We start from the raw sequence: 24024 nt of genomic DNA, 5'->3' as shown, positions 1-24024 counted from the left end.
TACATCCTGAGCGAAGTTCAAAGTAATACTTTGAACTTCGTGCAAGACAGTTAAAGAGACAGCATCCATGCCGTCTATCAATGTAGCGTAGATGAATTTCAAATTTGAAATGAGAGATATTGATATCGCTTTAGACCAATCTCTCCCGAATTTGATCAAGTGAGCATTCTCTTAACAATTGACCATTTTCAAATACCGTTTGCAGTGCGCCCATTTTCTCCTGTTCAAAGCTTTGTTGATCAAATAACTCAAAACCATTTTCAGTTTGTTCAACCCGTAACAAGCCTTTGGCTGACTTTTTAACACCTGAATCCGTTACAGGGTCTTTAAACAGTTCACGACCGACACCGTTAACCTGACCCCAAGTAGCTTTGACTGCAAAACCAAAGCTATCACGAGTCAAATAGTTATAAGTATAGCTGCCGATTCCAAAGACCAGATTATTTGAAGCAAAGCCTTTGGCCTCCAAACCTTTTAAGATATTTTGGGCACGTTCTAGGGTAATAGAGTCACCATAAATCAAGCCAACCCGTTCATTCAATACCTTATAGTCTTGAGCGGTTTCTGTGCCGCCGAAAATTTCCCATAAACATTGCACTGCACCTTTATAAGCGGGACTATCTCGGTCTGCATCAGGATCGCCACAGATAATTTTCACGGGATCACCTGAGTCAGGACGAAACACCACTTTGGCGAGTCCGAGGGTATTCGGTTGGCGTTTTAAAATCTCTGCTTTTAATTCCACACTAAACTCGGTAATCACACGCCAGAAATCCCAAGTATCTGAAACGATACTGACCACACCCGCAAGATAAAGTTCACAGATCAAACGTCTAAAAGTCTCTATTTCACTTTCTTCACTGCCCATACACATTACACTGTGTTCTGTTGCAGGCACTGAAACACCGACGACACCAGTGGCGTTATAATATTCTTCTGCATAGTCAATGTAAGCAACTGAATCTGTCCCAATAAAACTGGTCAAGTGCCCCACGCCTGATTGGGCTGCATCATAAATCCCACTCATTCCTCGGCTACTAAAATCATGGCCTTGAACGGGAACAAAGTCTAAAGCTGCACCTGTTTTTTCTGCATATTGGGTCAACAAGCGTTTGTATTCATAGGCAATGCTGGCCGTGGTACAGCTTTTCCATAATTCGGCACTGAGCACAGTTTCGATATAGTTGGTTAACCAAAAGAAATTCGGATCAGTATTGATAATGGTTAATACCGGCACTTTGATATTGACTCGGCTACCTTCTGGCAAGGCTTTAATTTTTAATGGTAAATAGCCGAGATCGTGCAAGGCTTTGATGTGCTCGACAGGCACTGCACCTTCACCTAAAGAATTGTCCATACGGCGTTTATAGGCTGCGACCACTTTGGCTTTAGGTTGATTGAAGAAGCCTTCATTCCAGATTTCGATTAGAAAGTGTTTTATAAAGCCTTGCAAACCAAAAAACACAATCTTGTCATCAAAATCAGGCAGCATTTTAGCTAAACGTGATGAACGCGGGGTAAAGTTGGCATAGACGTATTCTGTTCCCACTGGATACTGGCGACGGTGGTCGGCTTTATAGAAATCAATTGCATTGAGGGGGGTAATTTTAATACTCATTTTTATTGGTCTCGTGCTTTAAATCTTAATTTTGAAAATTGATAATGTTGAGTTTGCTTGCTTCTGTTTGTGGCAGGCTATTGCTGGTAAAAACCTGATCGACCAAGCCATCAAATACCGCGAGACCTTTGCTAAAAATGCCATGCGTGACATATAAAATAATGTTTTGGCAGTTTAGGCTGCGTAATTGTTTGGCAATACCAATAAAGGTTGCACCACCATCGCAAATATCATCGGTAATCACGGCTGTTTTTTCTGTCAAATCAGGGCTATCCACCGCCGTTGTGCTGATTTTGCCAGTGCTTGGATCGCGTTTCTTTTCACAGTGAATCACTTCAATGGCTTGTTGGCGTTGCGGATTGATACCGTTTGCAATTGCTTGGGTGCGCTGTATTGCGCCTGCATCAGGACAGATCAATACACTATTGTCGGCGCTTAAAATCTGTATCAATGCTGGGCTTTGCTGAATAATCTCAATCGGTTCGATATTGATCACTTCTTTGAAGCTGGTATTTTTGCGTAACAGCTCAAGCGTCACTGAGCTATGACAATCCCACACCAAAATTTTCTGACGCTGTCCTGCAAATTTTTTGCTATTGCTATTCAATAATCTGGTCATTAAATCCAGTGAGAAGGCCTGACCTTGTGCGCAGATACGGTCTTGACGTGCATAGGGAAAATAAGGGATTTCCACCAAAAGGCGAGTGCCTTGTTCTAGTAACACATTTTCTAGTAATAGATAATCCATCAGATCTGCACTGTTATGCAGAGAAGCTTTGATCTGAGTGTCAGCTGTTAATTGGTTTAATAATTCAGGTTGCAGTTGAATATGACGTTCACCACCTGAAAACTGCAAAAACTCGATGGGAACATTCGCTTGAGCTGTAATAAGTTGAATCGTCATTTTTAACTTCTCCTTTATAGTGGCTTAAAGCCATTAAATATATATTGGCATAATGACACTATTAAATACAAGTGTTAAATTTGATCGTTTTAATGAAAATAGGGAAGTAACTTAGAAAAATAGACTCATCTATTTGAAGTTAAAAAAGAATGATTTTTAACCTTTTTCATTGGGTGATTTATAAAGCTGACCTTATTTGATAGGGATATTGATTTTTAAGTCATATATTCTGACAATGCTGTATGTCAAAATTAAAATGAAATAAGTGAGCTAAACTGTTTTAATAAAAAAAATTAAAACAGTTAATACATGCAATAAAACAATAAGGAAAGCATCCTATGAAATCACTGGTTTGTCAGAACGCTGAGTTGAAACTGCAAGATAGTCTTCAATTGATTCCTGCAAAAGGACAAGTACTTCTTGAAGTCGTACGTTGCGGGATTTGTGGTTCAGATTTACATATGCAGCATCACTGTGATCATATGCATGATCTGGCAGCAAGAGTCGGGTTTAATGGGGTTGCCAAATCCTCTGATAAGTTAGTTTTCGGCCATGAGTTCTGTGGCAAAGTCTTAGATTATGGTCCAAAAACACGCCGTAAATTGAAAGCGGATACTTTGGTTTGTGCCATGCCATTATTAAATGTTGAATCTCTAGGTTATGCGCCAACAGGACTGTCACCCAGTGCTTCAGGGGGATATGCAGAGCAAGTCTTGGTGCAATCCAGCCTAATGTTTGAAGTGCCGAATGGTTTAGACGCAGATAGTGCAGCATTGACTGAGCCAATGGCTGTTGCGCTGCATGCAGTACGTCGTAGTCGAATCAAGAAAAATGAGCCAGCGATTGTGATTGGTTGTGGTCCAGTGGGTTTGGGTGTGATTATTATGCTCAAGGCTGCAGGGGTTAAAACTGTGGTTGCCAGTGATTTTTCACCGAACCGCCGTCGCTTGGCTGAGCAGTGTGGTGCAGATATCTTGATTGATCCTAAACAGCAATCGCCATTTAGCAGTTGGAAAGAGCTGGGTTTATTGGGCAATGTTTCTGAAGCAATTAATATGGGGATGGGGCTTTTTGACAAGGTTCAGACTTACTCATTACCTTGGGTGAATGCCATGCGTGTCGGGGATAAACTCGGGTTATTGCCAAAACGTCCAGTGATTTTTGAGTGTGTGGGTGTGGCTGGAATTATGCAGCAGATTTTGGAAGGTGCACCACTGTTCTCTCGTATCGTAGGGGTGGGGGTTTGTATGCAAAGTGACAAGATTGAACCTGCCTTGGCGATTAATAAAGAGTTGGAAATCCAGTATGTGTTGGGTTATACCCCACTTGAATTCCGTGACACGCTGCATATGATTGCGGAGGGTAAAGTCGATTGTTCACCGTTGATCACGGGTGTGGTCGGTTTGGAAGGGGTAGGCAATGCTTTTGAGGCGCTGCGTGATCCAGAGCAACATGCCAAGATTCTGATTGATCCCAAACGTGCAGGCTCAACGATTGAGTTGATCAAGCCTTAATATCCAAGATTCCAAAAAGCCGCTTGCAATGAAGCGGCTTTTTTATGTCAGAAGGCTTGATCCAGCTAGGATTAGAAACTTTTGGTCAATGATAAAGTCACGGTTGAATCAATTGGATTGGAGACTTTAGCGTTGGGATTGCCATTGCTGTATTGCTGATAAAAACCTTCTTTATCCCATGCTTTGCTATAGGTCAAACTGCTGGAAAGATTGTATGGCAGTTCTTTGTTGACGGCAAAACTGGCATCTTGGAAGCTGGCTGCAGAAAAGTTTTTAATGCGTTGGTTGCCATAATGCGCATCGACAGACCAACCTTGCGTAATCGGTTGATGCCAATTGACATCCAAATACCCTGAGCCACGTGAATGCTTATTGTTGCCGATGCCCAAGGTATCCGAATTATTGCCGAAATAATCTTGGGTATAGGTAATCGCATATTTAACGCTGAGCGGGCCGTAACTGATTTCAGGAATAATTTCCCCATAATCAAAACGGCTATTGCCTGTATCCGCAGTGGTTTTTGCCCCTGGATAATAGTAATAGGCGACTTTGGTGCCAACGGTGACATCACCAAAACTACGGCTATAGCCAGTATATACATCCCATTCGACTGAAGCATCCCGAATAAAATGATCGCTTACGGTCGATGCCCATGTACCCGCATAAAAACCGCTGGGATGATTGTAGTCCAGCCCACCTTGTAAGGCAGGTTTACCCCAAGTCTGCTGAAAACCGCGTGAAACGTATTGGCTGGCCGCAGTAATATTGGCTGAGTAGGGGGAAGTGGTTTCAGTGGCGTGTGTGCTTTGAAAATAAAAAGCTAAAGGTGCAATCAATAATAATTTTTTCATCATTTCTCCCTGAATGAAGTGAAACCCGAAGCTCAGCTTCGGGTATCCCCTAAAGGAATTTCTTTCTTATAGTATTGGACGTAACGGCGCTTGACGTACAGGTGCTGTACCCGCTTTGTAATAAGCTGCTTCAGAACGAGGGAGTTTTTTGCCACGGATTTGATCGGCAATTTTTTCTGCGATCATAATGGTGGTGGCATTTAAGTTACCGGTAATAATCAGTGGCATGATGGAAGCATCGACCACACGTAAGCCTTGTACGCCATGGACTCGACCTTGTCCATCGACCACCGCCATATCATCTTCGCCCATCTTACAGCTACATGATGGGTGGAACGCCGTTTCTGCATGGCTACGTACGAACTCATCCAGTTCTGCATCGGTCTGGATATGTTTACCTGGACTGATTTCTTCACCACGATACGGATCAAGTGCAGGTTGCGCCATAATTTCACGGGTGATACGGATCGCATCACGGAATTCACGCCAGTCTTGTTCTGTTGACATGTAGTTGAACAGGATGCTTGGATGCTCAAACGGATCTTTTGATTTCAGTTGGATACGACCACGCGAAGGCGAACGCATTGAACCAACATGGGCTTGGAAACCATGTTCTTTCACTGCGTTACTGCCGTTATAGTTAATCGCGACAGGCAAGAAGTGGTATTGGATATTTGGCCAGTCAAATTCTTCCGAACTACGGATAAAACCGCCTGCTTCGAACTGGTTACTTGCACCCACACCTGTGCCATTGAATAACCACTCCGCGCCAATGGCAGGTTGGTTATACCATTGCAATGCAGGGTAAAGTGAAACAGGTTGTTTACATTGATATTGCAAGTACATTTCCAAGTGATCTTGCAGGTTCTCACCGACACCCGGCAAATCATGCACGACATCAATATCCATCGATTTCAGGAAATTGCTTTCACCTACACCTGAGCGTTGTAGGATTTGTGGTGATGCAATCGCACCAGCACAAAGCAAAACTTCACGTTTCGCTTGTGCCTGTTTCATATTGGCTTGGTCTGCACCAATAATATATTCCACACCCACCGCCTGTTTTTGATTAAACAAGATTTTATTGGTGGTGGCATGTGTGACGATGGTTAAATTGGGACGACCTTTGGCTAGATCCAGATAACCACGGGCAGTACTTGAGCGACGACCTTTTGGGGTCACGGTACGATCCATTGGACCGAAACCTTCTTGTTGATAACCGTTTAAGTCATCGGTACGTGGGTAACCTGCCTGTACGCCAGCTTCAACCATGGCATGGAACAGCACATTATTGCCATTTTTAGGAGTAGCGACGGATACAGGACCTTTGTCGCCATGATAGTCATTGCCGCCAATATCACGGGTTTCGGCTTTTTTATAGTAAGGTAAGCAGTCGGCGTAGCTCCAGTCTTCCAGACCTTTCATGCTTGCCCACTGATCCAGATCCATGGCATTGCCACGGATATAGCACATGCCATTAATCAGTGAAGAACCACCGAGGCCCTTACCACGACCACATTCCATACGGCGATTGTTCATGTGGGGTTCAGGATCGGTTTCATAGGCCCAGTTATAGCGACGACCTTGTAAAGGAAAAGCCAAAGCGGCTGGCATTTGAGTACGGAAATCTAAACGGTAGTCTGGACCACCAGCTTCCAAAAGTAAAACAGTCACGTCTTTGTCTTCAGTCAGACGTGTTGCGAGTACATTTCCGGCAGATCCTGCGCCAATGATAATGTAGTCATATGCTTGAGTATTCATCGTTATCCCTTTTTCTATTCTTGAGGATGCCGATGCAATCATGGGATTGCTCGGCATAGAGGATTAATTTTGAGGGTGAAAGCTGAGCGCATTAGAAAATGCTGTGATACTCACCTAATTCAACTTGAACGGATTTGATACGGGTGTAATGACCCAAAGTGGTTAAGCCATTTTCACGGCCAACACCAGATTGCTTGTAGCCGCCCACTGGCATTTCCGCAGGTGATTCACCCCAGGTATTGATCCAGCAGATACCGGCTTCAAGTTGATGAATCATACGATGCGCTTTGCTGATGTCTTGAGTCACGACACCTGCGGCTAAGCCAAAGCTGGTGTCATTGGCACGACGGATCACTTCTTCTTCTGTTTCATAGCTGAGAATACTCATTACAGGCCCGAAGATTTCTTCTTGCACAATGGTCATGTCATCTTGGCAATCACTGAATACAGTCGGTAGTACATAAGCACCTTTGGCAAGATCGCCTTCAGTGGCACGACCACCACCGATCAGTACTTTTGCACCTTGCTGCTTGCCAGACTCAATGAATGACAATACTTTTTCCATATGCGGGAAGCTGGTGAGTGGACCAAAATTGGTTTGCTCAGTCATTGGATCACCGATACGGATACGTTTCACACGTTCTACAACGGCCGCTTCAAAATCAGCAAGCATGGCTTTAGGTACAAACACACGCGTACCGTTGGTACAAACCTGACCAGAGCTAAAGAAGTTTGCCATGACTGCAATATCCGCAGCACGGTCAAGGTTGGCATCATCACAAATGACCAGAGGGGATTTACCACCAAGCTCCATAGTCACTTCTTTCAAAGTTGAACCTGCAGCACTAGCCATTACTTTTTTGCCTGTCTCTACGCCGCCAGTGAACGAGATTTTTTCAATCACTGGATGCTCAGTGAGCCATTGACCGATGTCACGACCCGCACCTTGTACCACGTTAAATACGCCGTCTGGTAGGCCAGCTTCAGTATAGATTTCAGCAAGTTTAAATGCGGTCAGTGGCGTAGTTTCACTTGGTTTGAAAATCATGGCATTACCCGCTGCTAGGGCAGGTGCAGATTTCCACATTGCGATTTGAATTGGATAGTTCCAAGCACCGATACCAGCCACTACACCAAGTGGTTCGCGGCGGGTATAAAAGAAGCTTGATTCACGCAGTGGCACTTGCTCGCCTTGAATTGCAGTTGCAAGACCAGCGTAGTATTCGATGACATCGGCACCTGTCACAATATCAACAGTCGATGTTTCGCTGTAGGCCTTACCGGTATCGAGGGTTTCGAGCTGGGCAAGTTCATCATTACGTTCACGTAAGATATCAACCGCACGTCGTAGGATGCGAGAACGCTCCATCGCTGTCATCGCTGCCCAGATTTTTTGGCCTTGTTGTGCGCTTTGAACAGCCGCTTCAATGTCCTGTTGTGAGGCTTGTTGAAGTGTTGCGATCACTTCACCGTTGGCAGGGTTAATACTGTTAAATGTTTGACCACTGGTTGCTGCGACATAACGTCCGTGGATATATAACTGATGAACTTGTGCATCACTCATTCTGTCTCTCCTGCAAAGGTTTGTTCGCAAATTGCAATTGCGTTTTTACATAATCGTAAGCAATGGAACGTGCCAACTGGCTGTCAAACACATCGTGACCGCTCAAACTACCACGTAACCATAATCCGTCAATCAAAGCCGCCAATCCGCGAGCGGCAATGCTGGCCTGTTGTTTATCCTCTATCAATATCAGAAAATAATGTTTCAAGTTGGAATACAGGCGTTGATCATTAATTCGTTGTAAACGTCCAAGTTCGGGCAAGTGCATACTGGCTGACCAGAAGTCTAACCAGACCCGCATGGCTTGTTTGTTGACCTGACTGATATCGAAGTTGGAATCAATAATTGCCTTGATTTGGCTTTCTGGATGCGCATCTGCTTCGGTTTTGTATTGGTCAGTCTTTTGACGCAAAACGTTGAGCATTTCCTGCATACAGGTATTGATTAGACCCTGTTTGTCACCAAAATAGTGACTCACGATACCGGTCGATAGTTCGGCCTTTTTCGCAATCTGTGCAATGGTGGTATTGGATAACCCCACTTCAGAAATTACATAAAATGCGGCGTTAATAATTTCTTCACGTCGCACATGCTCTGGTTTAACTCTACGCTTTGTCATGCTTATCCATTTCAAGCCCAGCCAAGGTGCTTTTTATTCAACATTTCTCGATGTAGAGCATCATAACATTTTTTTATCATACTTTTTATTGATTGAACGTTCAATCAATAAAAAGTATACTCTGTAAAAATCAATGAATTTTTGATTGGCAAGAAGAGATATAAATTAATAAATCAAAGATTCTTATGGATAAAGCGATAAGCAGAATTAAATACTTATCACATTATTTTTTAAGAAAAAACACCAATTGCAAGGAGCAAGATCATGGTGTCAGAAAGTAATGAAGAATCCCCATCTGAACCTATACGTTTAAATTTGTTTGTTTTTTGGAGCTCCGCAATCAGTATCGGCATTTTTGGCCTACTGTTTGTGTTGTTTCCAGAGCGAAGTCAGTTCTGGTTGACCTATATACAAGGGCAGGCGAACCAATTGTTTGGCTGGTACTACATGCTGGTGATTGTGGTTTGTTTAGGTTTTGTAGCGTGGTTGGCTTTTTCTCGGGTTGGGCAGATTCCATTAGGCAAAGATGACGATAAACCAGAATTTGGTTATCTGGCTTGGGTGTCGATGCTGTTTTCGGCAGGCATCGGGATTGCATTGTTATATTACGGTGTTGCTGAACCAGTTGATCATTTCCTTCGACCACCAGAAGGTCAGGGCGGCACCATTCAAGCTGCACGTGATGCCATGATGTATAGCTTTTTACATTGGGGCATTCATGGTTGGGTGCTGTATGCCTTGCTGGGTGTCACCTTGGGTTATTTTGCTTTCCGTCGAGATTTGCCGTTGGCTTTGCGCTCCGCGCTCTATCCAATCTTTGGTGAGCGGATTCGTGGTCTGATCGGTGACTTTGTTGATGGTTTCGGAATTTTAGCTACGGTCATTTCTCTGGTCACTAACTTGGGCATCGGAGCTTTGGTACTGGTCTCAGGTCTACATTATCTGCTTCCAGAAATTCCCAATAACCAAACCACACTGATTGCGGTGGTGTTACTGATGATGTCCGTGGCGACCATGACCACCGTGGTCGGGATTGAAAAGGGCTTGGCTTGGTTATCCCGCATCAACTTGCGTTTGCTTTATGCCTTATTGCTATTCGTGTTCCTGACAGGGCCAACCAACCACTTGCTCAATGGTTTAGTCCAGAACATGGGCGATTACCTCGATCATTTTCTGGCAAAAAGCTTTGATATGTATCTCTACAACAGCAAGGCGGGTGAGTGGTTAGGTTCGTGGACCGTGTTCTATTGGGCATGGTGGATCGCATGGGCACCATTCGTGGGTATGTTTATTGCGCGTATTTCCAAAGGCCGTACCATTCGCGAAGTGGTGTTGGGTGTCTGCCTGATTCCACTCGGTTTTACCTTGGCTTGGATCTCGATTTTTGGCAATACTGCAATCTATTTTATTCTGGAACAGAAGCAAAAAATCCTCGGTGACTTGGTGCTGACTGACCCTGCTTTGTCCTTATTTAAGCTTCTCGAATTTTTACCGTTCAATCCCTATATTGCTGGGATTGTTGTTGTGATTTGTTTCGTATTGTTTTTGACCCCTGTGGGTTCTGGTACACTCATGATCGCAAATCTGTCCTCGAAAGGGGGTAGCAATGAAAGTGATTCACCGATTTGGTTGAGAATTTTCTGGTCTGTGGTGATTACCATTGTCAGTATTGGCCTGCTGTTGGCAGGGAGTTTCCACTCCATGCAAAGTGCCGTGGTACTGTGTGGTTTACCATTCTCCGTTATTATTTTGCTGTATATGTTTGGCTTGGCCAAAGCACTAAAACAGGATCAGTTTCGTCCTACATCGCCGCAAGTGATAACGCAGGTAGCTCAGTCATCACAAGCTATAACTGAAAAATCAGAAACATTGTAATTCGGGTAAATGACTTTTATTTTTCATTTTTTATTCAGACATGTCTTTTCATTGATGCAAAGGTGGAAAGACGTAGATGAATATTTTCTTTTTCTTCTCTAACTCCCTGAGGATTGTATGGCAACAGATAATCCAAGAGCGGTTGATGATTCTACATTAGCGAATAAAGACCATTTAAATCGTGTGGTCTTTTATGTTTCAGCTCTACTTATTTTAACATTTGCACTGGTTACGATTTTTTTTAATGACTTTGCCAACCACTTACTCAATGTGGTGCTGGCTTGGGTCAGTGATAAATTCAGCTGGTATTACTTGCTGGCAGCAACGCTATATCTGATCTTCGTGATCTTTATTGCCTGCTCGCGTTATGGTGATATCAAGCTGGGTCCGAAGCACTCCAAACCTGAATTTAGCCTACTGAGTTGGTCGGCCATGCTGTTCGCAGCAGGGATCGGCACAGACTTAATGTTCTTCTCGGTGGCTGAGCCGCTGTCTCATTATATGAATCCCCCAGTGGGCGAAGGTCAAACCTATGAAGCGGCCCGTCAAGGCATGGTCTGGACGCTGTTCCACTATGGCTTAACGGGTTGGGGCATGTATGCGCTGGTCGGGATGGCATTGGGTTATTTTAGTTATCGCTATAACCTACCTCTGACCATTCGTTCTGCTTTATACCCGATCTTTGGCAATAAAATTGATGGGCCCATCGGGCATACCGTCGACACAGCCGCCGTTATTGGTACGATCTTTGGTATTGCCACTACCTGTGGTATTGCGGTGGTGCAGATCAATTATGGCCTGCATGTGCTGTTTGACGTACCTGAAAATCTATGGATTCAGATCGCCCTGATTGGCCTTGCTGTGATTGTCACGATTATTTCGGTGACGGCAGGGGTAAATAAAGGCATCAAGGTACTGTCTGAAATTAATATCTATGCCGCGATTGGTCTGATGTTGTTCGTCCTGTTCCTCGGTAATACCGAATTCCTGCTCAATGCCTTGGTACAAAACTTTGGTGACTATATCAGTCGTTTCCCAAGTTTGGCCTTGGAAAGCTTTGCCTTTGACCGACCAAAAGACTGGATGAACAGTTGGACTTTGTTCTTCTGGGCATGGTGGGTGGCATGGTCGCCCTTTGTGGGGCTGTTCTTGGCACGTATTTCGCGTGGTCGTACCATTCGTGAATTCGTCTGCGGCACCTTGATCATTCCTTTATTGTTCACGATTACGTGGTTATCTATTTTTGGAAACAGTGCTTTATATAACGTGATTTTTGAAGGTAATACGGCATTAGCACAAACTGTACTGACGGATCCTGCACATGGTTTTTATGACCTATTGGCGCAATATCCGGGCTTTACCTTTATTGCGGGGATCGCCACTATTACGGGTCTATTGTTCTATGTGACGTCTGCTGATTCAGGTGCTTTGGTACTCGGTAACTTTACCACCAAGTTCTCAAATGTCGATAATGATGCTCCACGCTGGCTTCGAATATTCTGGGCAACTGCCATTGGTTTGCTCACCGTGGCGATGTTGATGGCAAACGGGATTACCGCCCTGCAAAGTGCTACCGTAATTATGGGCTTGCCGTTTAGTTTTGTGATGCTATTAGTGATGGCCGGCTTATATAAATCCTTACGTTTAGAGGATTATCGTAAAGCCAGTCGGAGTCTGAATGCCGCACCTGTGGTCGGAAACGTGGATATTTTGAACTGGAAACAGCGTTTATCCCGTGTCATGCATCATCCAGGCAGCAGTGAAACTCAGCGCATGCTCGATAGCGTGTGTAAACCTGCGGTACAAACCGTGGCGGATGAGTTGGTGAAGCGTGGCATGAATGTCGAATTGACGCAGGGTGAAGTTGAAGAAAGCGAAACCCTGTATCATCTTGATCTCACCATTTACATCGAAGAAGAACATAACTTCGTGTATCAGATCTGGCCAGTACGTTATATCGCGCCGACTTTTAGTGAGCGCGGTAAACGTGGCAAGCAGTTCTATTACCGCTTGGAAACCTTCTTGTATGAAGGCTCTCAGGACAATGACTTGGTTGGATATACCAAAGAGCAGGTGATTAATGACATCTTGGATAAGTATGAACGTCATATGACTTTTTTACATATCAATCGTATTAGTCCCGGCAATCGTCCTTTGTATCCTGATTCACAAGACTAATTGTTGCAATAAAAAAACCTCACGTCATGTGAGGTTTTTTTAAACCTAGAAGATTTTGCAAAGTATAATCTGGTCAATGTTCTAGCTTGCAATGATAATAATCTGCATATCATCTGAAAAGAATAATGATCTTGTATATTGATTCTCAATCAATATGAGACTTGAGAGGAGCTTCAAATGAAAAGACTAATCATATTTTGCGCTCTTATTGTTGTGATATTCGTATCTGTATTATTTGTTAGTCCTAAACCAACGATTTGGTTATTGCAGCATAGTTTATTTAGTATTCCAAAAGATTTACGGCCTGCTCAATACCAAGAGTCAAATGTGGCTGTGTCAACAAACTTAACCTATCCATCAAAATATCAGAGAAATACATTCGATTTCTATAAAACTCAAACTCCGTTACCTGATCACCCAGTCGTGATTTGGGTTCATGGTGGTGGTTTTGTGGGTGGCGATAAGCTTGAGGTCAAAGACTACGCAACTCAATTAGCAGCGCAAGGTTACGCTGTAATCGTGCTCAATTATGAACTTGTACCGACTACGAAATACCCTGAACCCGTCATCCAAGTTTCGGAAGCGATTCGTTATATAAAAAGTAGTGTTGCTAAAAAACATGATTTAAATATGTCGAATATTTTTATTGCAGGTGATTCTGCGGGAGCACAAATTGCGTTGCAATTTTTACTTATTCAATCAAACCCTTCATATGCAAATTTAATGAATATTCCCAATACCTTAAATCCATCTGAGATTCGAGGAGCTTTATTATATTGTGGTCCCTATGATCTAAAAAATATGGTTCTCCAAGCAAACTCAGCAATTACCCAATTTGTCTTTGGACGTATTGGTTGGGCATATTTGCACGATAAAGATTGGCTGACGCGAACTGAGAATCAAGGATTGGTCGTGTCTGAATATCTAAACTCAGCACTGCCGCCAATTTATTTAACAGATGGCAATACTGCATCATTTGAACAACAAGCACGTGAATTAGAAAAACAATTACAGAAAGTCGGTGTAGTAACGCAATCAAGATATTTTGATCAGAAAACTGATCCTACAGGACACGAATATCAATTTCTATTGGACACTAAACCTGCTCAACTGACTTTGCAGGATACACTTCAGTTTATGGCTACATATAGACAAAAATGATTTGATCAAGAACACAAAAAATATAAATGTTAGGGTTTATAGCGCACCATATTTTTGCCATGTTTCACCCGTTTCATAGTTTGTATAATGGCTTTTCAGTTCATGCAGTGATTGGCTTTGATAGATCGCAAAAATGATCATGATCAAAAATAGGCTGATCAATTTAATGGCGCGTTTATGCTTATATTCACCCGCATATAAATAGAAAATACAGTAAAAAGCGATGATCAAATAGGTGCAAAATAAAGAGTGAAAGCCCAGATAGAGCAACAGTAGTGCTGTAATCGCCAGAGCGATTCGATTTTTAAAAATGCTGGGGCGTAGACTGAAGAGATTTAAGATAAGCAGGCCGAATGAAGTCCAGAACAGATAGGCTTGACCACCGATAATAACGATATAGGTCGATTGAAGCCACAACAGGACCAGCCATAGAAAAACTGAAAAAATAATAAATTTAGAGAGGCCTGAAGACGCGGGCAAAGTGTGTTTCATATGATATTGGTTTTTTAAATAGCTGTTTGTTGGGGGGGAGATTAAAAACGAAACTTCAATAAATCTTTGGTTTTGATCTTGGTCAGCATTACGCAGAACAAAGACAGTGAACCGCCAATCAACATGGCTGGTACCACGCTAAAAAAGCGTGTCATCACACTGGACTGCAATGCACCCAGCTCATTGCTGGACGTGACAAAGATGCCATTAATGGCAGCGACACGACCAAGCATGTCTTTGGGTGGAATCAATTGCAGTATGGTTTGACGAATAATTATGTTGATGCTGTCACATGCCCCCATAATAATGAGAACTGTGATGGAAAAATACAGCTGTCTGGTAACAGCAAATAACAAGGTGCATAGCGCAAAGCCAGTGACCGCAATCAGCATCATCTGCCACGGTCTGGATTTGGGTGGGTAACGCACCAAAATCAGCAGCATGATCAAGCCACCAAATGCAGGTGCGGCGCGTAATAGACCAAAACCATCTGCACCGACATGCAAAATATCTTGGGCAAAAATGGGCAGCAGCGCGATGATGCCACCAAAGAAAACTGAGCCGAGATCGAGAAACATCGCCCAAAAAATAATTTTGGTTTTAAAAATAAATTGTAGTGCGTCTTTTAGACTTTGAGTCACCGACTCCGTTTGGATTTGAGGAAACGCGCGCTTCTGTAAGCACCATAGTGCCATACTGCCGGTAAAAAAAAGCGCCACAATCACGGCAAAGGTAATATCCAAATCCAGATGCGCCAACAGAAAACCGCCAACCACGGGTGCAAGTATACCGCAAGCTTGCCAGCACATACTGGTCCATGTCGCTGCATTGGTATACAGATGCTCGGGTACGACAAAAGGACGTAAGGAGTTAAAGCAGGGGCTATAAATACCGCGAATACAGCCAAATAAAAACAGAATACTCAAGCATGAGATTAATAAGAAATTTGCACTGATGGTTTGGTTGTGGAAAAGATCAAAACTTATCCATAAAGCAATCGATAAGGGAATGGCAAAGCTAAAGCTGATCTGCAAAATACGTTGACGATTAAAACGGTCAGCAATATAACCGCCCCATAAAGAGAGGATGAGAAAGGGTAAAAAATCCATGATCCCAACTAGGCCGAGAATGAGCGGATTCTTGGTGATTTGATAGAGATGAAAAGCCACCAGCACTTCTTGAATCAGCACCGCAAACGTTAAGCAGCATTGATTGAGGGTCAATAACCTAAAGTCACGACTGGAAAATGCAGCAAAAGCAGAATGAGGTACAGCAGAAGACATAAGGCGTAGATTTATAAAATACAAATAAAGAAAAAGGGAAGAGTGGAAACTCCTCCCTTTTTAATCTGCTTAGCTTCGCTTATTGAGCAACAGCTTCCGCTTTTTCGACTTTCTTGGCAGGAACCAAGTTTGTAGGAGTCGTATAGTTCAAGCCTAAAGTTGAACTTGAGTACTGACGGATTTGATCTAACAACGCTGGATCAGTTGAAAGGTCTTTACCATAAGAGCGCACGATTTCATGTAACTTGCCATTCCATTCACCTTTAGTTTGCTCAGGGAAGGCTTTTTCAAGCAAGCTGAGCATAATGTACGGTGAAGTTGAAGCACCCGGAGAGGCGCCTAACAATGCGGTTACAGACTTGTCTTTAGAGGCAAAAATTTCTGTACCAAATTGCAATTTCGCAGGTTTACCTGGCTCTTTTTTGATGATCTGAACACGTTGACCACCTTGTTGTAAATGCCAATCTTTTGGATTAGCTTCAGGGTAGTATTTTTTCAACTCGTTGAAACGATCTGCATCAGACATCAATACTTGGCTTACCAGATACTGAACAAGATCAGCATTTTGTAGACCAATTGCAGCCATAGGCAACACGTTATTTTTGTTGGTCGATGCAAGCAAATCAAGCTGTGAACCATGTTTTAGGAACTTGTTTGAATAGGTTGCAAATGGGCCAAACAACACATATTTTTTACCGTCGATATAACGGGTATCGATATGTGGAACAGACATCGGAGGCGCACCCAGATCTGCACGACCATAGACTTTGGCTGTGTGTTTTGCTGTTACTGCAGGATTGTCAGTCACAAGGAACTCACCACCCACAGGGAAACCAGCATATTGTTGCGCTTCTGGTAAACCAGTCATTTGCAATAATTTAATTGCAGCACCGCCAGCACCAATAAACACGAAACGTGTTTTTACATGACTGACTTCACCAGATTTGACATCTTTGAATGCAACAGACCAAGTATGATCGTCATTCTTACTAATCCCAGTGACTTCAGTTGAAGTTCTGAGTTTAAAGTTTGGACTTTTCTCGAGATTGTTAATCAATTGCTTGGTGATTGCACCGTAATTCACGTCAGAACCAACGTCCATGCGGGTTGCAGCCACTTTTTGCTGAGGATCACGACCGTCCATCACCAATGGTGCCCATTGTTGAATTTCAGCTTTGTCTTCACTCAATTTCATGCCAGCGAATAACGGATTTTGAACCATGGCAGCATAACGCTTTTCCATGAAGTTGACGTTATCGCCCCATACGAATGCAATGTGTGGTACTGGGTTAATGAATGTACTAGGTGTTTCTAATACACCTTGTTTCACTTGGTAAGCCCAGAATTGCTTAGCAATTTCAAATTGGCTTGCCACTTTAACCGCTTTAGAAATGTCCATTTTACCGTCTTTTTCTTCGGTATAATTCATTTCCATAAAGCCAGAGTGTCCTGTACCCGCATTGTTAAAGCCATTTGAACTTTCTTGTGCGACAGCATCAAGACGTTCATACATGCGGATGTTCCAGTCAGGTTGTAACTCATTGAGGTAAGTACCAAGTGTGGCACTCATGATTCCACCGCCGACCAATACAGCATCAACAACAGTTTCATCATTTTTCGTTTTAATTGCCTTAGACGTAATTGGTCTAAAAAGAAAGGCAATAGCAATCACTATTAGTACTACCAATAGTACTAATAAATACTTCCAGAATTTTTTCATTCAATTTACCTTAAAAATTAAATGACTCCCTATATCGGTAATATAGAGAGAAAGGATTTCGATAAGAATTGGCGCAATAAAGGCACATCAGTAAAAGGGTTGTCTTGACTGATGTTTGGAGAAAAAGTTTGTGAATTTTACTTTAAAATAGAAAGGATTTTGGTATACCAAGTGTTGCAATATGTATTATTCAAGTCATTTTGAATAGTAGATTATAGGTTTTATTGTTTCTTATTCTAGTCAATCTAAGTTTTGTAGGTTAAAGGGACATTTAATATTTATAACCATTAAAAAAGGCTGTCTAATGACAGCCTTTTTCCACTCGGTAAATGACCTTACCAGCTTAACGCACCACCAGTTTGGTAGTCTGTTACGCGCGTCTCAAAGAAATTCTTTTCTTTACGCAAGTCCATCATTTCAGACATCCATGCAAATGGGTTTGTTACACCAGCGAATTGCTCTGGTAAACCAAGTTGCGATAAACGACGGTTACAGATGAACTTCAAATATTCTTCCATCATGCTTGCATTCATACCTAATACACCTCGTGGCATCGTGTCACGTGCATATTCGATTTCAAGCATTGTACCTTCAAGAATCATTTGAATGACTTCTTGTTGGAATTCAGCAGTCCAAAGGTGAGGGTTCTCAATCTTGATTTGGTTGATCATATCAATACCAAAGTTCAAGTGCATAGATTCATCACGTAGGATGTATTGGAACTGTTCAGCAACACCGTTCATCTTGTTACGACGACCCATACTCAAGATTTGAGTAAAGCCACAGTAGAAGAAGATACCTTCAAGTACACAGTAGAATGCGATCAAGTTACGAAGTAAACGTTGGTCGTTTTCAGGTGTTCCTGTATGGAAATTAGGATCAGTTAAAGATTGTGTATATTTCAAGCCCCATGACGCTTTACGCGCAACACTAGGAATCTCACGATACATGTTGAAGACTTCGCCTTCATCCATACCTAAAGATTCAATACAGTATTGATACGCATGTGTATGAATCGCTTCTTCAAATGCTTGACGCAAAATATATTGGCGGCATTCAGGGTTTGTAATATGGCGGTAGATTGCTAATACCAAGTTGTTTGCAACCAACGAATCTGCAGTTGAGAAGAAACCTAAAGAACGCATTACAATCGTACGCTCATCTTCTGTTAAGCCATTTTCAGACTTCCAAAGCGCGATGTCATGGTTCATGTTCACTTCTTGCGGCATCCAGTGGTTTGCACACCCGTCAAGATACTTTTGCCAAGCCCACTCGTATTTAAATGGAACAAGCTGGTTTAAGTCTGCACGACAGTTGATCATAGCTTTATCATCAACTTGTACGCGCTGTGCACCCATTTCAAGCTCTTCTAAGCCTGGTGCAACATCAAGGTTTTCTAAGGCTTGAGATGCTCGAGCCAACGAATCGGTTGGATTTGTTGATCGGATGGTACTGGTTCCAGTGGGTTGTGCAACTGCCACGCGCGGCGATGGTTGCTCTGAATCAGATACCACTTGCGTATTAACCGTTTTTTGCGAGTCGAGGGACGCAGACTTGTGTTCAGGTGCAGTCGGTTTTTGCGTATCATCTTCAAAATCGTCCCAGCTAAGGATAGACATATTTAATCTCACTATAATCTTAATTTATTTACATTGCAGTTTTAAAAAATGAAAATGGCGCATAAAAAACACAGCAGAACAAAAACGGTAATAATCAATCCCATCATCGCTAAACGTTTGAGATTGATAGTTGCGGGAAGTGAGTTTGGCGTTAATAATTTGCCTGTTTCATCATAAATGGCAATCGCTCTTGCCCCGCTATTTAGCCCTAGCTCTTGTAATGCTCGTATTTCTACTTGTGTTAAACCAAATTCCATTCGCTCCATTGCTTGAATAAACATATAAGGAGCTAGATACTTAAAACCGCCACCACCACGTTTGAGTAACTGCGTTAATGCAGTTTCAGCGATATTAAAATCACCTAATAACGAACGTGGATGTGAAAACTGTGCACATTCAGTTAGATATTCTGTTGAAGATGGATAATGAAGTACTATCCGATCGACATAAATCTGTACTAAAACAGCAGGGGCATTAGCATATCGTTCTAAATCAGGTTGAAGCATAGTTCTACTTCCCAATAAAGCACTTTATTGATCTTGCTTGCGCTGTTGTTTCCGAATGGCTAAAAATGCATAGACCATTGGTACATAAAAGAAAATAAAGGCAAAGATTAAAACACCTAGTCCTAACATGTAGTTATGGCTAATATTCAACATAATCTTTGCCTCTTTCCTTTAAATCTTAAATAAACCCTACTTTATTTAAGAAGGGTTTCTCCAAGATCTAATTACTGACAAGCTTCACAATCTGGATTGTCGATTGAACAAGCCATTGGTACTGGAGCTGCTGTTGTGAAACCATCTTCTTCAACTTGAACTTCAGGTTTTTTCTCTTCAACTGCTTGAGCCGCAACGATAGGTGCTTCAATTGTCGCTGGTTTTACTGCATTCAGTGCACCAGTATTAATTGTTGATTTCTCAGCAGATGTTGCACCTAAAGCTCGGAGGTAATACGTAGTTTTAAGACCACGTAACCATGCCATCTTATAGGTGATGTCAAGTTTCTTACCATTCGCGCCAGCGATGTAAAGGTTCAATGACTGTGCTTGATCGATCCACTTTTGACGACGAGATGCAGCATCTACGATCCAACGTGTATCCACTTCAAACGCAGTTGCGAAGATTGCTTTTAATTCTTCAGGAATACGCGCAATCTTTTGTACTGAGCCTTCGAAGTGTTTCAGGTCATTCACCATCACAGTATCCCACAGACCACGTTGTTTTAATGCACGAACAAGGTAAGGGTTGATTACAGTGAATTCACCAGAAAGGTTAGATTTCACATACAAGTTCTGGAATGTTGGCTCAATTGATTGAGACACGCCACAAATGTTAGAGATCGTTGCAGTAGGTGCAATTGCCATCACATTCGAGTTACGCATACCGTCTTTTTGAACTTTAGTACGTAAGCTATCCCAATCTAAACGTTGAGTACGATCAACTTCGAACATACGCTCTGGACGAGATTTCGCAACGATTTCTAAAGAGTCGATTGGCAGAATCCCTTGATCCCACAATGAACCTTTAAATGTTGAATAAGCACCACGTTCGATTGCAAGGTTACTTGATGTTTCGATTGCGTAATAGCTGATTACTTCCATTGATTCATCAGCAAAATCGACTGCTGCATCTGAACCATAAGCAATGCCCATTTCATAAAGTGCATCTTGGAAGCCCATGATACCCATACCCACAGGGCGGTGTTTCATGTTCGAGTTTTTCGCTTGTGGTACAGCGTAGTAGTTAATGTCGATGACGTTATCGAGCATACGTACCGCAGTTTTAATGGTGCGTGCTAATTTCTCACGATCCAATACACCGCCTTGAACGTGTTGTACAAGGTTAATCGAACCTAAGTTACAGACCGCGATCTCATCTTGGTTTGTATTTAAAGTGATTTCTGTACACAAGTTAGATGAGTGAACTACGCCCACGTGTTGTTGTGGTGAACGTAAGTTACATACGTCTTTGAATGTAATCCACGGATGACCTGTTTCGAACAACATCGAAAGCATTTTGCGCCATAAGTCTTTCGCACGTACTTTCTTGTGGAGCATGTTTTCTTGTTTTGCTACAGCTTCGTAGTGTGCATAACGCTCAGCAAATTCAGCACCCGTTAAATCATGCAAGTCTGGTGTTTCAGAAGGCGTGAATAGTGTCCATTCAGCATCTTCAAATACACGTTGCATGAACAAGTCAGGAACCCAGTTCGCTGTATTCATGTCGTGAGTACGACGACGATCATCACCTGTGTTTTTACGTAGCTCTAGGAATTCTTCAACATCTAAGTGCCAAGTTTCGAGGTATGCACAGACTGCACCTTTACGCTTACCACCTTGGTTCACTGCAACAGCCGTATCGTTGGCAACTTTCAGGAATGGAACAACACCTTGTGATTTACCGTTTGTGCCTTTGATATACGAGTTCAAAGCACGCACAGGTGTCCAGTCATTACCTAAACCACCCGCCCATTTAGACAGCATAGCGTTGTCACGCATTGCACCATAAATGTCATATAGGTCATCACCAATTGTTGTTAAATAACAGCTTGATAATTGTGGACGTAATGTACCAGAGTTAAACAGGGTTGGCGTAGAAGCCATGTAGTCGAAGCTAGACAATAAGTTATAGAACTCAATTGCACGTTCTTCTTTATTTTCTTCATTTAATGATAGACCCATCGATACGCGCATAAAGAATAATTGCGGTAATTCGAAACGTACGCCATTTGAGTGAATGAAGTAACGGTCAAATAAAGTTTGTAGACCTAAATAAGTAAACTGGTTTGAACGTTCTGGTTGGATCGCTGCTGCCAATTTTGCAAGGTCAAAATCAAGAAGATCAGCAGAAAGAAGGTCAAGCTCGATCCCTTTCTTCAAGAAAGTTTCTAAAGCATCATTTTCTAATGTGTCTGTAGATAGACCTAAGAACTCTAAACCTGTGCTCACTAGCTCATTACGTAATAAGCGTGCAGTCACATACGTGTAGTTTGGCTCTTGCTCGATACGAGTACGTGTTGCCATCATCATGGTCGTTGCGATGTCGCTTTCTTTTACGCCGTTGTATAAGTTTTTAACGGTTTCATCGACGATCGCTTGAACATCAATCCCTTCCAAACCTTCACTTGCTGTTTCGATTGTCGCTGTGAGTGCACCGAGGTCTAATGGTTGGAGCTGACCATTATTATCAGTGATTTGAAGGGTAGGATGGTGGTTCGCGCCTGCTTGCTGACGAGCAGTGGCACGTTGTTCACGATAAATAACGTAGGCACGTGCAACTTTTTGCTCGCCTGTACGCATCAATGCCAATTCAACTTGGTCTTGAATTTCTTCGATATGAATCGTACCGCCAGAAGGTAAACGACGATTAAAAGTATTGAGTACCATCTCTGTTAATTGAGTGATACGGTCATGGATGCGACTAGAGTCAGCACCTTGTTGACCTTCAACAGCTAAAAAGGCTTTCCCGATCGCAACAGAAATCTTCTCGGCATTAAAAGACGCGATTTCACCAGTGCGCTTAATTACCTGAATTTGACCAGGAGTAGAAGTGATGATGCTCATGTCAGCATAGCTCCATTATCATCTATTTTTATGTTCATAGACCGTTTGAATCGAGCAAAATGTATGCCACGATGTTTGAGGGATAAACACAATACTTAGTGGTTAAAGTTTATTTTCAACACAAGATACGGGATTTTTTACAGCAGATCAATCCTTGACATTTTGGTAAATTTTTTTTCATGTCTTAACTGCTGAATTCACAGGCACATAGCATAACAAAGCCATTAAAAAAGGCTTATAGATAACTCTGTGGATAAGTCAAAAAACAAACACTTAAATTATTTTGGGTGAAGAAAGAAACAAATTGTTTAACATTGGCACAAAATCTATACTAAAAATTCATCCTGTCGGAAAAAGCAGATGAAATTAAAAAATATATTAAAATTCATAATTTTAATAAAAATATAACAAAAGTGCTTAGCCGTGTATCAGTTTGGTGAACGCCTACTTGTTTACAATGTAAACGTGTGTATATTGCAAAACATAAACCAATGTATCTGTCAGATTTTTATAGATAGATTCACTCTAATTGTAGGGGCATACAAATGAGCCAAGAAGAAAAGTTACCAAAGATTTTGATCGTTGAAGATGACGAACGCTTAGCACGCTTAACACAAGAGTATTTGATTCGTAACGGTTTAGAAGTTGGGGTCGAAACAGATGGTAATCGTGCGATTCGCCGTATTATCAGTGAGCAGCCAGATTTAGTTGTATTGGATGTGATGTTACCAGGTGCAGATGGTTTAACCGTTTGTCGAGAAGTTCGTCCACACTATCATCAGCCTATTTTGATGTTAACTGCACGTACTGAAGATATGGATCAGGTACTTGGTTTAGAAATGGGCGCAGATGATTATGTTGCTAAACCCGTTCAACCACGTGTTTTATTAGCTCGTATTCGTGCTTTATTACGCCGTACTGATAAAACAGTTGAAGACGAAGTTGCTCAACGTATCGAGTTTGATGATCTCGTGATTGATAACGGTGGCCGTTCAGTAACTTTAAATGGTGAGCTGGTTGATTTTACGAGCGCTGAATATGACTTATTGTGGTTGCTAGCTTCAAACGCAGGGCGCATTTTATCTCGTGAAGATATTTTTGAGCGTCTCCGTGGTATTGAATACGATGGTCAAGACCGTTCGATCGATGTGCGTATTTCACGTATTCGTCCAAAAATTGGTGATGATCCAGAAAATCCAAAACGTATCAAAACTGTGCGTAGCAAAGGTTATTTATTCGTTAAAGAAACTAACGGGATATAATTTGCGTCTTGCTTTAAATTAGCTTGGATTTATTTCCC

Annotated in this window: 18 protein-coding genes; 5 read left to right on the top strand and 13 right to left on the bottom strand. The window is 42.2% G+C overall.

Annotation, left to right across the window (positions count from 1 at the left end):
• Nucleotides 1-130: 130 nt before the first annotated feature.
• Complete coding sequence (locus tag IEV17_RS13950) at nucleotides 131-1618, bottom strand: nicotinate phosphoribosyltransferase (protein WP_004663790.1); 1488 nt, start codon at nucleotides 1616-1618, stop codon at nucleotides 131-133.
• Between the two features lie 25 nt (nucleotides 1619-1643).
• Nucleotides 1644-2522, bottom strand: coding sequence for a phosphoribosyltransferase family protein (locus IEV17_RS13945; protein WP_004663788.1), 879 nt, complete (start codon nucleotides 2520-2522; stop codon nucleotides 1644-1646).
• Nucleotides 2523-2860: 338 nt separating this feature from the next.
• Here IEV17_RS13945 and IEV17_RS13940 point away from each other — a divergent pair, with 338 nt between their 5' ends.
• A complete protein-coding gene (locus tag IEV17_RS13940; protein ID WP_004663786.1) occupies nucleotides 2861-4036 on the top strand; it encodes a zinc-binding dehydrogenase in 1176 nt (391 codons plus the stop codon).
• 71 nt (nucleotides 4037-4107) lie between these two features.
• On the opposite strand, the gene IEV17_RS13935 is transcribed toward IEV17_RS13940, so the two are convergent.
• The 4 genes from IEV17_RS13935 to betI all read right to left on the bottom strand — a co-directional run bounded on the left by IEV17_RS13935 (nucleotide 4108) and on the right by betI (nucleotide 8831).
• Nucleotides 4108-4890, bottom strand: a complete 783-nt coding sequence (locus tag IEV17_RS13935) for a TorF family putative porin (protein WP_081399790.1) — start codon at nucleotides 4888-4890, stop codon at nucleotides 4108-4110.
• Between the two features lie 63 nt (nucleotides 4891-4953).
• Complete coding sequence (gene betA, locus IEV17_RS13930) at nucleotides 4954-6648, bottom strand: choline dehydrogenase (protein WP_034601654.1); 1695 nt, start codon at nucleotides 6646-6648, stop codon at nucleotides 4954-4956.
• A gap of 91 nt (nucleotides 6649-6739) precedes the next feature.
• The gene (betB, locus tag IEV17_RS13925; RefSeq protein WP_004663781.1) at nucleotides 6740-8212 is read right to left on the bottom strand and encodes a betaine-aldehyde dehydrogenase; all 1473 of its coding nucleotides are present in this window, start codon (nucleotides 8210-8212) and stop codon (nucleotides 6740-6742) included.
• The gene (gene betI, locus IEV17_RS13920; protein WP_004663779.1) at nucleotides 8205-8831 is read right to left on the bottom strand and encodes a transcriptional regulator BetI; all 627 of its coding nucleotides are present in this window, start codon (nucleotides 8829-8831) and stop codon (nucleotides 8205-8207) included. The genes betB and betI overlap by 8 nt, the downstream gene beginning before the upstream one ends.
• 264 nt (nucleotides 8832-9095) lie before the next feature.
• Between betI and IEV17_RS13915 the strand changes: the two genes are divergently transcribed.
• From IEV17_RS13915 to IEV17_RS13905, 3 genes are all read left to right on the top strand, one after another.
• Nucleotides 9096-10706, top strand: coding sequence for a BCCT family transporter (locus tag IEV17_RS13915; protein WP_004663778.1), 1611 nt, complete (start codon nucleotides 9096-9098; stop codon nucleotides 10704-10706).
• A 117-nt stretch (nucleotides 10707-10823) separates the two neighbouring features.
• Nucleotides 10824-12884 carry a choline transporter gene (locus IEV17_RS13910; protein ID WP_004663776.1) on the top strand — a complete coding sequence of 687 codons (2061 nt, stop codon included), beginning with the start codon at nucleotides 10824-10826 and terminating at the stop codon, nucleotides 12882-12884.
• A 177-nt stretch (nucleotides 12885-13061) separates the two neighbouring features.
• Nucleotides 13062-14045, top strand: coding sequence for an alpha/beta hydrolase (locus IEV17_RS13905; RefSeq protein WP_004663774.1), 984 nt, complete (start codon nucleotides 13062-13064; stop codon nucleotides 14043-14045).
• A 36-nt stretch (nucleotides 14046-14081) separates the two neighbouring features.
• On the opposite strand, the gene IEV17_RS13900 is transcribed toward IEV17_RS13905, so the two are convergent.
• From IEV17_RS13900 to IEV17_RS13870, 7 genes are all read right to left on the bottom strand, one after another.
• Nucleotides 14082-14537, bottom strand: a complete 456-nt coding sequence (locus tag IEV17_RS13900; RefSeq protein ID WP_004663772.1) for a hypothetical protein — start codon at nucleotides 14535-14537, stop codon at nucleotides 14082-14084.
• A gap of 41 nt (nucleotides 14538-14578) precedes the next feature.
• Entirely contained in the window at nucleotides 14579-15820 is a 1242-nt protein-coding gene (locus IEV17_RS13895) for an MFS transporter (protein ID WP_004663771.1), read from the bottom strand.
• Between the two features lie 79 nt (nucleotides 15821-15899).
• Nucleotides 15900-17540 (bottom strand): malate dehydrogenase (quinone), encoded by a 1641-nt coding sequence (gene mqo, locus IEV17_RS13890; protein WP_004663770.1) that lies wholly within the window; start codon nucleotides 17538-17540, stop codon nucleotides 15900-15902.
• A 335-nt stretch (nucleotides 17541-17875) separates the two neighbouring features.
• Nucleotides 17876-19159 carry a ribonucleotide-diphosphate reductase subunit beta gene (locus IEV17_RS13885; protein ID WP_004663768.1) on the bottom strand — a complete coding sequence of 428 codons (1284 nt, stop codon included), beginning with the start codon at nucleotides 19157-19159 and terminating at the stop codon, nucleotides 17876-17878.
• 41 nt (nucleotides 19160-19200) lie between these two features.
• Nucleotides 19201-19665: a hypothetical protein gene (locus IEV17_RS13880; protein ID WP_004663766.1), complete on the bottom strand. Its 465-nt coding sequence runs from the start codon at nucleotides 19663-19665 to the stop codon at nucleotides 19201-19203.
• Between the two features lie 24 nt (nucleotides 19666-19689).
• Nucleotides 19690-19818: a hypothetical protein gene (locus tag IEV17_RS13875; RefSeq protein WP_004663764.1), complete on the bottom strand. Its 129-nt coding sequence runs from the start codon at nucleotides 19816-19818 to the stop codon at nucleotides 19690-19692.
• A 71-nt stretch (nucleotides 19819-19889) separates the two neighbouring features.
• On the bottom strand, nucleotides 19890-22724 hold the full coding sequence (locus IEV17_RS13870) for a ribonucleoside-diphosphate reductase subunit alpha (RefSeq protein WP_004663762.1): 2835 nt from the start codon (nucleotides 22722-22724) through the stop codon (nucleotides 19890-19892).
• A gap of 545 nt (nucleotides 22725-23269) precedes the next feature.
• On the opposite strand from IEV17_RS13870, the gene bfmR reads away from it, so the two are divergent.
• Entirely contained in the window at nucleotides 23270-23986 is a 717-nt protein-coding gene (bfmR, locus tag IEV17_RS13865) for a response regulator transcription factor BfmR (RefSeq protein WP_004655457.1), read from the top strand.
• Nucleotides 23987-24024: the final 38 nt, after the last annotated feature.

This window comes from Acinetobacter modestus, from assembly GCF_014636095.1.
Classification (GTDB): Bacteria; Pseudomonadota; Gammaproteobacteria; order Pseudomonadales; family Moraxellaceae; genus Acinetobacter; species Acinetobacter modestus.
This window is presented reverse-complemented; position numbering and strand designations above follow the sequence as displayed.